Source organism: Jiella mangrovi, from assembly GCF_017815135.1.
Lineage (GTDB): Bacteria > Pseudomonadota > Alphaproteobacteria > Rhizobiales > Rhizobiaceae > Jiella > Jiella mangrovi.
In genome coordinates this window covers 60,100-70,841 of the sequence record NZ_JAGJCF010000014.1, presented here as the reverse complement: position 1 = coordinate 70,841, position 10,742 = coordinate 60,100, and the positions used below count along the sequence as shown (strand labels likewise).

Genomic DNA, 10,742 nt, shown 5'->3' with positions numbered 1-10,742 from the left:
ATTGCCTTTCCTATTGCGTTGCACTCTTGCGATCAAGCAATCGGCGTTGGCGACAGCGGCCTTTGCCGCCGATGGGGAAAATACAGCCTCACGGACATATCGCAAAGTCGGCCTTATCGTCACGCGGAGTTGACGGAACGGCCGAGTTGCGCGGCAACTGATTTCTGCGAACAGCTGATGGCCGGCCATTGCGGGGCGGCGGGCTGAGAAAGGTGGCTGCCATGTTGAGACGCCTGATCGCGGCGCGACCGTCCGGGGCCGTACCCGACCGGATTGCCGCCGACATCGTCCGCTTCGACGCCAAGAGCGAGAAGCTCACAGGCTGGGTGCAGCTCGCCCTGGGTCTTTTTCTCCTCGGCCTTTATCTCGTCGCGCCCAAGCCGATCGATGCCATGACGGACAGTCTGGTGCCGATCGGACTGGGCATCTATGTCTTCCTGACGATGCTGAGGCTCAGCCTGTCGCGTCGAAGGACGCTGCCGAAACTCTTCCTGTTCGCCTCGCTCGTCGTCGACATCGCGCTGCTCTACGGCCTGATATGGTCGTTCCATCTTCAGTACCACCAGCCGCAGGCCTTTTCCCTGAAGGCCCCGACGATCCTTTACGTCTTCGTCTTCATTGCGCTGCGGGCGCTGCGCTTCGATCCGATCTGGGTGCTCCTCACCGGTCTATGCGCGGCGATCGGCTGGGTCGGCCTGGTATTCGCGACGATCGCAGAGGACGGACGCGACGCGATCACCCGCAGCTTCGTCGACTACATGAACGGCACGAAGATCCTGATCGGCGCCGAGGTGGACAAGGTCGTCGTCATGGTCGCGGTCTCGGCGATCCTCGCCATTGCCGTCGCGAGGGCACAAAAGCTCGTCCTGCGCACCGCCCGCGAACAGGTGGAGCGGGCCGAGATCCGCCGCTTCCTGCCGGCGCCCGTCGAGGCGGCGATCACCGGCTCGAACGAGGCCGTCGTCGCCGGCGAGGGGGTGGAGCGCGACGCGGCGATGCTCGTCCTCGACATTCGCGGCTTTTCCGCCTTTGCGGCGGGGCGCGATCCCAAGGAGGTCGTGGCGACGCTCGTCTCGCTTCATGCGATCGTCGCCCCGATCGTCGAGAAGCACAACGGGATCGTCGACAAATATCTCGGCGACGGCCTGCTCGCGACCTTCGGCGCGGCGCGGCCGAGCGAAACACCGGCGGCCGATGCACTGAACGCATTGTGCGAGATCGCCCTCGCGGCGCAAACGTGGACCGAGGATCAAGCGGCGGCAACCGGCTTTCGCCTGACGGTCAACGGCGCGGCGACGGCCGGCCCGGTCATCTTCGCCGCCCTCGGCGACGCGGCGCGGCTCGAATACACGGTGATCGGCGAGGCGGTGAATCTCGCCGCCAAGCTCGAAAAGCACAACAAGGTGGAAGGGACGGCGGCGCTGACCACGGCGAAGACGCTGGAGGCGGCGAGCGCTCAGGGGTTTCAGCCACAGGAGCGGCTGCGGCATCTGCCCGGCCGCCACGTCGCCGGGGTCGGTGAACCGCTGAGGCTGGCGGTGGTGGCGTGAAGGGCAGGAGAGCTGAGCACCCTCGCGCTTCGGGGCGCCCTTCGCGTCGTTACGGCCGCACCACAGGGTAGGGTGTCTGAAGCGTCCGTGCCTGGGCAATCCCCCTCACGGCAGCTTCTGGTCCAAGAGCAGCACTTCCGAGTAAAGATGGCCGACATCGCGCGGGCCGACATCGCGCGGGCGATACCAGCGCGGCAGCGGGATTATCTCGACTTCGCCCGGATCGTCGCCGGCGTTCATCATCCGTGTGTCGATCGCCAGAACCGCCTTCTCGCCAACGCAGACGAGACCGGCGATCCTTGCCGCGCTCGCCGATAGAAAATCGTAGTTCGAGGCATGGAGCACGTCGTGATAGGCGACCGCCTCGCCCTTCAGCTTGCGCTGCCAGACGAGCCAGGTGCCCTGCCCCGCCTCGGTTTCCAGAAAGGCGTGGTGGATGTCGAAGCCGTGATGGTCGTCGAGCATCCGCCGCTCCTGCGCCGTCAGCCGCTCCCGGATTTCGGCCGGATCGCGGATCAGCCTGAGATCGCCGTCGTCGGGCCGCTCGCCCTCGCCGCCGGCCGGCCGGAACAGGCTTCGGCTGTCGTCGAGGATGGAAAATCCCAGCGCCCGGATCTTGCGCCCCGTCGCCCGGCGCGCGGTCATCGTCTGATAGGTCACGTCGGGCTTGGCCATGCCGGCCCGCAGGAGTTCGTCGCCGATGCCGGTGCCGCGATAGGCGGCCATCAGATACCAGGAGGACAGGTCGCAGAAGCGGCGCAGCCCCGCTGACGTTTGTCGATCCGAATAGATCGTTCCCATGAAACCCACGATCTCGCCGTCGTCTTCGACCAGCCAGCCGCGTTCGGCCTCCGGCGGCCGCCAGGGGTAATCGAGCAGGAGCCGCCAGGTCTCGGCGGGAATGCGGGCGTTCATCCTGTCGTGGAGAAGCCCGGCCACCCGATCGACGTCGCCATCGCCGGCGGGCCTGACGCGCGCCGCCATCGTCAGCGCACCGGGCTTTCGGTGAGAAGCGTGGTAATCGGCTGGAAGCGGATCGCCGGATGAGCGGCGATGCGGCCGAGGAGGCGCTCCAGAAACGACCAGGTCGCCTCGTCATGGTCGAGATGGTGGGTGAGGAGACCGAAGGGCTCGTCGGGATCGGTGCGCGCAAGCCGCCGGTCGGCCAGCCGTTCGGCAAACAGGCGGATGAGCTTGTCGGCTCCGGCGAAGGCCGGCCCGCCCTTCCAGGTCAGGACGTCGAGATGGGCATTGATCACCGTGCAGCGCGGCGGCAGGACGAGCGGCGCGTCCTCTGTCGAGCCATCGCCCCCGATGCCGTTGTAGTGGCGCGGGCCGAAGCCCGACAGGCCGAAATAGCCCTGCTGCGGCAGCGCCGCGGCCACCGCCGGATCGATGCGGTTCCACGGCGGCACCATGAAGGGCAGAAAGGTCGGGCCGAATTCGCGCATCAGGGTGCGCATGCCCTCGCCAAGATCTGTCAGAACCTCTTTCGTCGGCCGCTCGCCGCCGCATTCGACAGGCCGTTTTCCGGCGCCGGCGTGGTTCTTGTGGGCATGGCCGTGCTGCAGCACCGTGACGCCCGGAGCCGACAGCGCCCCGACGAGATCGGCCTGCATCGTCGCCGGCACGGCGGCGATGGCGATCGGCAGCCGGTGGCGCCTCGCCATCGCGATCAGCCGCGTCAGCTGCGGCGTCGCCGCCGCCGCGTCGTCGTCGCGCCACCACAGCGAGACCGCGCGGCCGGCAGCCGCCCACCGATCGAGTTCCTCGTCGAGTTCGTCGAATGACTGCATGGCTTCATCGGTGCTCGAGACATTCCTTTGGCAGACTTTCATCATGTCCGCTCGAAACCTCCGGCCGCCGCTCCCTCGTTTTTCTCTGACTGATGCTTCGCCGCCCCCGGACGCTCGGCAGGGTCGGCCGTTTTAATTTCGCCGGATGGCGGGACGGCCCGGCCGCGTGAACGAAACCTGACTGAAACCAAATAGGCCCGCCGCGAAAGACCACTGAAATACGCTCGGCTTAGTCGCCTGCTTAGCTTCCTCGTCCTCGAATGCAGGCCGTCCTGCGACCATGCTCTGGATACCGTCATGAAGCCGCTTTGCGAACCCCTTTCGGCGCGACCCGGCGCCCCGGTGCCGGCGGGCATCGCCGCAGCCGGAGAGCGACGTCGTCCGCGAACCGGGGTCTTTGCCATTTCTCGCCACATTTGCTGGTCCCCCACCTGCCGCTCGGTTATGATCAGCGGCGAGAACTTTGCCAGAAAACCAATCCCGGGCGCTGCGACGAACCGGCGAGACGACGATCGACGAAGCCATGGTCAGTGATTTCCTGGAATTTGCCGAACCGGAGGAGCAGCCGCTCGACCGCCCGGTGAAGCCGGGCTGGAAGCTCGCCGTGATCGATGACGACGAGGCGGTGCACGAAGGCACGCGCTTCGCGCTGAGGCATTTCGCGCTCCATGGCTACGGTCTCGAGATCATCGGGGCGCATTCGGCCGCAGAGGGGCTGGCGCTGCTTCGGGACAATCCCGATACCGCCGTCGTTCTCCTCGACGTCGTTATGGAGAGCGACGATGCCGGGCTGAAGCTCGCCAAGGCCATTCGCGAGGATCTGAACAACCAGCTGGTCCGCATCATCCTGCGCACGGGACAGCCCGGACAGGCGCCCGAGCGCCAGGTCGTCGTCGACTACGACATCAACGACTACAAGGCCAAGACCGAGCTGACAGCCGACAAGCTGTTCACGACGCTGACGGCGGCGCTGCGCGGCTACGACCAGCTGAAGCGTCTGGACGATACCCGCATCGGCCTCGAGATGATCGTCAGCGCCTCCGCCTCGCTGTTCGACGATCGCTCTTTGAAGACACTCGCGCACGGCGTCCTGATGCAGATCAGCGCCCTTCTGGAGATCGAGACCGACGGCATCCTGATCATGCGCGAGACGGGCGACGCCAATCCGCTCGTCCTCGCAGGTCTCGGCAAGTTCGGCACCTTCGAGGAGACAGGCCTCGACCGCTGCGACCTGTTCGCCGCTGCCGCGAAGGCGGGCCGGCCGATCCGCCATGACGGGCTCGTCTGTCTCTTCGTCAAGACCGGCAGCGGATCGGAGATCCTCGTCGCTCTTGCGACGGCCGAGGACCTGACCGAAACCCAGGCCTCCCTGGTCTCGGTCTTCTCGGCAAAGCTCGCCATCGCCTTCGACAACGCCAAGCTCTACGACGAGCTGCGCCTTGCCAATGAAGATCTGGAGGAGCGGGTCGCGCGGCGCACGAAGGAGCTCGCCTGCGCCAATGAGAGGCTGACGGCGCAAGGAGCGCTCCTGAAACGCGTCAACGCCTTCAAGAACGAGATCCTCGGCACCATCGCCCACGATCTGAAGAACCCGATCGCCGTCATCCTCGGCCGCACCGAAATGCTGACGACCCTCTTCGAGCCCCTCGCAGAGGCCATCCGCGAGCCGCTCGTCAAGCAGGTTCGACACATCCGGACCTCGGCCGAGCGCATGACGAAGATCGTCGACATGTCGATCGCCGACGCCCTCGCCGACGCGCTCGACATCTCGGTCGAAAAGCGCCCCGTCGATCTTTCGGCAATCGCAAGATCAAACGCCGAGTTCAACCGCGCCCTTTGCGACAGCAAGAGGCAGACCCTGACGGTCGCGATCGAGGACGGGCCCCTGTGCGTCGCCGGGGATCCGGACCGGCTCGCCGAAGCGATTGACAATCTCGTCAGCAACGCGATGAAATACACGCCCGTCGGTGGTGAGATCCGGGTCGAGGCCGGGACGGACGGCGGGCAAGCCAGGGTCTCGGTCTCCGATTCCGGCCCCGGTCTCAACAGCCAGGACATGGGCCGTCTGTTCGGCCGGTTTCAACGGCTCTCGGCCCAGCCGACCGGCGGTGAGAGTTCGACCGGGCTCGGGCTTTCGATCGTCGCCAAGATCGTTGAGCTGCATGACGGAGAAATCGTCGTCGAGGAGAAGGGGCGGATGGGCGGCGCCTCGTTCTCGATCCTGATCCCGCTTCTGGAGTCGCAATGACCGGCAAGGCCGAATCCCGGATTTTCGTCGTCGACGACGAGCTGGAAACGCGCGAGCTGATCGGCGACTATCTGATCATGCACGGCTATTGCGTGCGCCTGCTCGAGGACGGCGCCGCCCTGCGCGACCAGATGACGGTGGAGAAACCGGACCTCATCGTGCTCGACCTCAACATGCCCGGCGAAGACGGGCTGTCGATCGTGCGCGGCCTCAAGGCCGAGGCCGACGTGCCGGTGATCATGCTGACCGCCACGGCCAGCCTCGTCGACCGGGTGGTCGGGCTCGAGCTCGGCGCCGACGACTATCTCGCCAAGCCGTGCGAATTGCGCGAGCTGCTCGCCCGCATCCGCTCGGTGATGCGGCGGGCCGGCGCGCCGGCCGCCATCCGCCCGGGTGAACAGGCCCCGCGCCGCGAAATCCGCTTCGGCACCAAGTGGCTCGATCTCGACGCCCAGTCCCTGAGGGGCGACGACGGCGACGAACAAGCGCTGGTCCACAGCGAATTCTCGCTGCTCAAGGCCTTTGCGGAAAATCCGCGCCGGGTGCTTTCGCGCGAGCGTCTCCTCGATCTTGCCAGTGCCAGGGACAGCGAGCCCTTCGACCGCGCCGTCGACGTCAGGATCACCCGCATCCGCAAGAAGATCGAGCCTGATCCAAGCCGCCCCTCGGTGATCCGCACCGTGCGCGGCGCAGGCTACATCTTCTCCCCCGACTGACGGAGAACAGTGCCGGAAATCAGAGCGCCCTGCGCCCTGGCGCCGAGCGAAGCTACGGTTTCGCCTGTCGAAGCGCCTCGAGCAGGAGCGCCCGGCATTGCAGGCAGCTGAGTTCCGCAAGGAGCTCCGCCGGCTCCTTTGCCGAATAGGCGCGATGCGGCAGCAAGAGGGTCCGGTCGAGCCCGGGATCGAGCCTTGCGATGAAACCATGGAGCCTCTGGTTCGAAGCCGAACTGTTGACCTCGAGCGGCGCAGAGGTCAGCGGGAGCATCTCGACGACCCCATCTTCCCTCACGCCGAGTTCACGGGCGAGCACCGCATGGGCGGTTGCGCGGGCATCGGCATCCCTGGCCAGCCGACCGCCGGGAAAATCGAGCGTCCGCCTGCCGACGCCCGGCCGGAACGACGGCTCGGGCAAGAGGAAGGACCCGGCGTGCTCGGTGACGACGATGACCGAGTCGGCGGCGACCACCCGCCAGTAGTCGAGCGCTTTGCCGGTGTCGTCGAGCCACCGCTCGCCGACGAGTTCGATCCACGGGGTGGTCACCTCGGTGATCCGATCCAACAGGCGCCACGTCATCGGACCTCCCATTCGTCAGCCTACAGCTGGCGCGCCGGCTTTTCGAAAACCGGATTCCACTTTTTCGCCCGGCGCTCTCGGCGAAAGGCCGTTCGAAGATTGCCAGGCGCAGTGATCTTCGATTCGTGAGCGTCGATTTGATCGCGCCGCAATTGGAAAGTACAGACGCGCGGCAGTGCGGCTTGCGGACATGGCCGCGGCCCGCGCCAGGGCGGGGATGCAGCGTCGAGCCGCGCCTCGTTACTGACCGTCCTCGGGCAGCGGCATCAGCGGCAGGGCGGTGATGCCCTCCTCGCGAAGGCCCTCGACATCCTTCTTCGAGGCCTCCCCATAGATCTGCCGGGCTTCGCTCTCGCCGTAATGGATGCGCCGCGCCTCTTCGGCGAAGGTCTTGCCGACATTGTCGGCCTTGGCGCGGACCGTGCGGGAAATCTCCTGCAGGGCGGCGATGGCCTTCACCACCTCCGGGCTCGGCTCCGGCAGATGGGCGAGGGCCTGCGGCGGCTCTGCGGCCGCAGGCGCGGCCGGTGCGCCGCCCGCGGAGGCTGGCGCTAGTGCCGCGCCTTCGTCGGTCCCCTGGCGCATCGGCTCGGTCCGGGCGCCGCCACCTTTGGCGATCGCCGGCCGCATCAGCGCCTTCTCGACGGCGCCCGAGCCACAGGCCGGACATTCGACGAGGCCGCTTTTCGCCTGTTTCTCGAAATCGTCGTTCGAGCGGAACCAGCCATCGAACGAATGGCCGGCGGGCCGGCACCGCAGAGAAAAATGGATCATTATTCCGCCGCCAGGGTACCTTCGCCGCGAACCGTCTCGCCATCGGCCCGGCCGACCGAAAACGCCCGGGCATTGAGGAGATTGGGGATCTTCTGCCGGGCGGCCGCCACGGCGGCGGTATCGATGTCCGCAATGGCGATGCCGGGTTCGTCGCCGTCGACCTCGGCGACGACGCGGCCCCAGGGATCGACGATCAGCGAATGGCCATAGGTCTCGCGGCCGTCTTCATGGAGCCCGCCCTGCGCCGCGGCGATCATGAAGGCGCCGTTCTCGATCGCCCGCGAGCGCAGGAGAACGTGCCAGTGCGCCTCGCCGGTCTGGCGGGTGAAGGCCGCCGGCGCCGTCAGAATCTCGGCGCCCGCCAGCGCCTCCTCGCGAAACAGATGCGGAAAGCGCATGTCGTAGCACACGGCAAAACCGAGCCTTGCAGAACCCTCGTCGAACGTCAGATCGGCGAGCTGCGCGCTCTCACCCGGTCGGTAGGTCCGCGATTCCCGCCAGCTCTCGCCATTGTCGAGATCGACGTCGAACATGTGGATCTTGTCGTAGCTCGCGATCCTTTCGCCATCCGGCCCGAACAGAAAGGCGCGATTGGCCACCCGCCCGTCGTCGAGGGGCACGGCCGTCGAGCCGATATGGACGAAGATCCTGTGCCGCCCGGCAAGCCGCGCGGCTTCGGCCAGAAGCGGGTCTTCCGTCTCCGCACGAAGATGGGACATCAGCGTCGCGCGGTCGCGCTGGACCATGCCGGTCATTTCCGGCGACTGCACATAGTTGGCGCCCTCTAACACCGCCGCCTCGACCAGCGCGGTGAAGGCCTCGACATTCGCCTCCGGCTTTGTGCCGGAACGCATCTGCAGGACGGCCGCACGGAAGATGGTCACTGTCTGGTCTCCGGGTTGATCCGAGAAAATACTGGAACCGTCAGACCGATATCAGACCGACAGCAGCGGATCGAGCTTGCCGGCCCGATCGAGGGCAAATAGGTCGTCGCAACCGCCGACATGGGTCTCGCCAACGAAGATCTGCGGGAAGGTCGATCCGCCATTCGCCCGTTCGCGCATCTCGGCGCGCAGGTCCGGCGACGAGGTCGCGTCCTTCTCCTCGAAGGCGACGCCTTTTTCTTCCAGAAGCTGCTTTGCCCGCGCGCAGAAGCCGCAGAACTGCCGCGTATAGATCGTCACTTCGGCCATCGGCCACACCTCGTCCATGAAAAGATCGTTGCGACCGATATGGCCTCAGGCCGGTCCGCTAGCAAGGCCGGAGCCGACACGTGCAAAGACGAGAACGTCGACATCCAGGGCACCGGCCCGCTTCAGCGCCCTCACCGCGCTCGCGGCCGTCGCCCCGGTGGTATAGACGTCGTCGATCAACAGCACCCGCCGTCCCTCGATCTCGAAGCGCCGCGGATCGGCGACGCGGAAGGCGCCGCGCACGTTGTCCTGGCGCTGCTTCTGGCCAAGGCCGACCTGGGTCCGCGTCGCCTTGATGCGCTTTAGGGCCAGCGGCGCGAAGGCGATGCCGGAATGGCGGGCGACGTGACGGCCGAGCTCGGCGGACTGGTTGAACCGCCGCCGCCACAGCCGGCCGGCATGAAGCGGCACCGGCACGATCACCTCCGCGTCGGCGATCAGCTCGCTGCCGGCACGGCGCATCCACCCGGCCATCAGGGGCACGAGGTCGGTGCGGTCGCCATATTTCAGGGCGGTCACCAGCTGAGCGGCGAGATCCTGATAAAGGACGGCAGCCCTCAGCCTTGCGAAGGGCGGCGGCTCGGCGATCGCCTCGGCCGACAGAAAGCCCTTGCCCAGATCATAGGAGAACGGCAGCCCGAGCACTTCGCAGAACGGCCGCTCGATGAAGCGCAGCTTCGCCCAGCAGCTCGGGCAGACGCTGCCGGCCCGCGTCACCGCGCTCTGGCAACCGGCGCAGACCGCCGGAAACAGGAAGCGGCCGAGGGAATTGGTCAGCGCTTCCCTTCCGCGCTTGAAGAGGTGCATCGTTTTCGATCCACTGGCGCGGCGGTCGATCCTCATCGCCGCCGGGCGCGGCCACTCCTTGCCACGCGTCCTCCCTGCCTTGCCTTGACGACATTCCACCTGCAGACAGCTATCCACGTCAAGATGGCATCAGAAAGAGCGGATCGTAAGCGCATGTCCGAACTTCTCAAAGCGACCCCGTTCGACCGGACCCTCCTGGACCAGCGCCGCCGCCGGTGGCTGGGAGGCGATGTCGAGCCGGGTATCGATTTTCTGATGAAAGCCGTCGCCGAGGAACTGTCCGACCGCCTCGCCGTCGTCGAGCGGCGGTTTCCCGTCGCGGTCGATCTCGGCGGTTATTTCGGCGAAATGGCCGCGCGGATGAAAAGCAGCGAGCGCTGCGAAAGGGTCGTCAGAACGGAGCGCCTGCCGTTCCTTCTGGGTGATGATCCGGACGCTGTGGTCGCGGACGAGGAATTCCTGCCGCTTGCGCCCGAGAGCGTCGATCTCGTGACCTCCTGCCTTGCGATGCAGTTCGTCAACGACGTGCCGGGAATGCTCGCGCAGATCCGCCGGGCGCTGCGGCCGGACGGGCTCTTTCTCGCCGCCTTTCTCGGCGGCGAGACGCTGTTCGAGCTGCGCACCGCGCTGCTTCATGCCGAGAGCGAGATCTTCGGCGGCGTGTCGCCGCGGGTCGGCCCGTTCACCGAGCTGCGCGAGGCCGGCGCGCTCCTGCAGCGCACGGGGTTTGCCCTGCCCGTCGGCGACTTCGACCGGCTGACGGTGCGCTACGACAATCTTTTCGCACTCGCCCGCGACCTCCGGGCGATGGGGGCGGCCAACATTTCGACCGAGCGTTCGCGCCGGCCGGTGGGGCGGCGGTTCTTCCTGCGCGCGGCGGAGATCTATGCGGAACGCTTTTCCGATCCCGACGGCCGCATCCGGGCGAGCTTCGACGTCCTCTATCTGTCGGGCTGGGCGCCACATGAAAGCCAGCAGAAGCCGCTCAAACCCGGCAGCGCCAAGGCAAGACTCGCCTCGGTGCTGAACGACCGGTCGTCGGATCTCAGCTGACCCCGGTCGCTTTTTCCAACGAGGC

At 66.7% G+C, this 10,742-nt stretch carries 11 protein-coding genes; 4 read left to right on the top strand and 7 right to left on the bottom strand.

Annotated elements, in window-relative coordinates; genetic code table 11:
* Positions 1–221 precede the first annotated feature (221 nt).
* A complete protein-coding gene (locus J6595_RS16500; protein ID WP_209595680.1) occupies positions 222–1,550 on the top strand; it encodes an adenylate/guanylate cyclase domain-containing protein in 1,329 nt (442 codons plus the stop codon).
* Positions 1,551–1,655: 105 nt separating this feature from the next.
* Here the strand turns inward: J6595_RS16500 and J6595_RS16495 are convergent, their stop codons facing one another.
* Both J6595_RS16495 and J6595_RS16490 read right to left on the bottom strand, forming a co-directional pair.
* Positions 1,656–2,534 (bottom strand): GNAT family N-acetyltransferase, encoded by an 879-nt coding sequence (locus tag J6595_RS16495; RefSeq protein WP_209595679.1) that lies wholly within the window; start codon positions 2,532–2,534, stop codon positions 1,656–1,658.
* 2 nt (positions 2,535–2,536) lie between these two features.
* Entirely contained in the window at positions 2,537–3,346 is an 810-nt protein-coding gene (locus tag J6595_RS16490; RefSeq protein ID WP_209595678.1) for a polysaccharide deacetylase family protein, read from the bottom strand.
* A gap of 523 nt (positions 3,347–3,869) precedes the next feature.
* Between J6595_RS16490 and J6595_RS16485 the strand changes: the two genes are divergently transcribed.
* Positions 3,870–5,594: a hybrid sensor histidine kinase/response regulator gene (locus tag J6595_RS16485; protein ID WP_245198590.1), complete on the top strand. Its 1,725-nt coding sequence runs from the start codon at positions 3,870–3,872 to the stop codon at positions 5,592–5,594.
* Positions 5,591–6,310, top strand: coding sequence for a response regulator (locus J6595_RS16480; RefSeq protein ID WP_209595677.1), 720 nt, complete (start codon positions 5,591–5,593; stop codon positions 6,308–6,310). Before J6595_RS16485 ends, J6595_RS16480 begins: the two co-directional genes overlap by 4 nt.
* Before the next feature lie 52 nt (positions 6,311–6,362).
* On the opposite strand, the gene J6595_RS16475 is transcribed toward J6595_RS16480, so the two are convergent.
* The 5 genes from J6595_RS16475 to J6595_RS16455 all read right to left on the bottom strand — a co-directional run bounded on the left by J6595_RS16475 (position 6,363) and on the right by J6595_RS16455 (position 9,664).
* Positions 6,363–6,890, bottom strand: a complete 528-nt coding sequence (locus J6595_RS16475; protein ID WP_209595676.1) for a hypothetical protein — start codon at positions 6,888–6,890, stop codon at positions 6,363–6,365.
* A 240-nt stretch (positions 6,891–7,130) separates the two neighbouring features.
* Entirely contained in the window at positions 7,131–7,664 is a 534-nt protein-coding gene (locus J6595_RS16470; protein WP_209595675.1) for a DUF1178 family protein, read from the bottom strand.
* Positions 7,664–8,548: a carbon-nitrogen hydrolase family protein gene (locus J6595_RS16465; RefSeq protein ID WP_209595674.1), complete on the bottom strand. Its 885-nt coding sequence runs from the start codon at positions 8,546–8,548 to the stop codon at positions 7,664–7,666. Before J6595_RS16465 ends, J6595_RS16470 begins: the two co-directional genes overlap by 1 nt.
* Before the next feature lie 51 nt (positions 8,549–8,599).
* A complete protein-coding gene (grxC, locus tag J6595_RS16460) occupies positions 8,600–8,857 on the bottom strand; it encodes a glutaredoxin 3 (RefSeq protein WP_209595781.1) in 258 nt (85 codons plus the stop codon).
* A gap of 45 nt (positions 8,858–8,902) precedes the next feature.
* Positions 8,903–9,664, bottom strand: a complete 762-nt coding sequence (locus J6595_RS16455; protein WP_209595673.1) for a ComF family protein — start codon at positions 9,662–9,664, stop codon at positions 8,903–8,905.
* 153 nt (positions 9,665–9,817) lie between these two features.
* On the opposite strand from J6595_RS16455, the gene J6595_RS16450 reads away from it, so the two are divergent.
* Complete coding sequence (locus tag J6595_RS16450; protein WP_209595672.1) at positions 9,818–10,717, top strand: methyltransferase domain-containing protein; 900 nt, start codon at positions 9,818–9,820, stop codon at positions 10,715–10,717.
* Positions 10,718–10,742 lie beyond the last annotated feature (25 nt).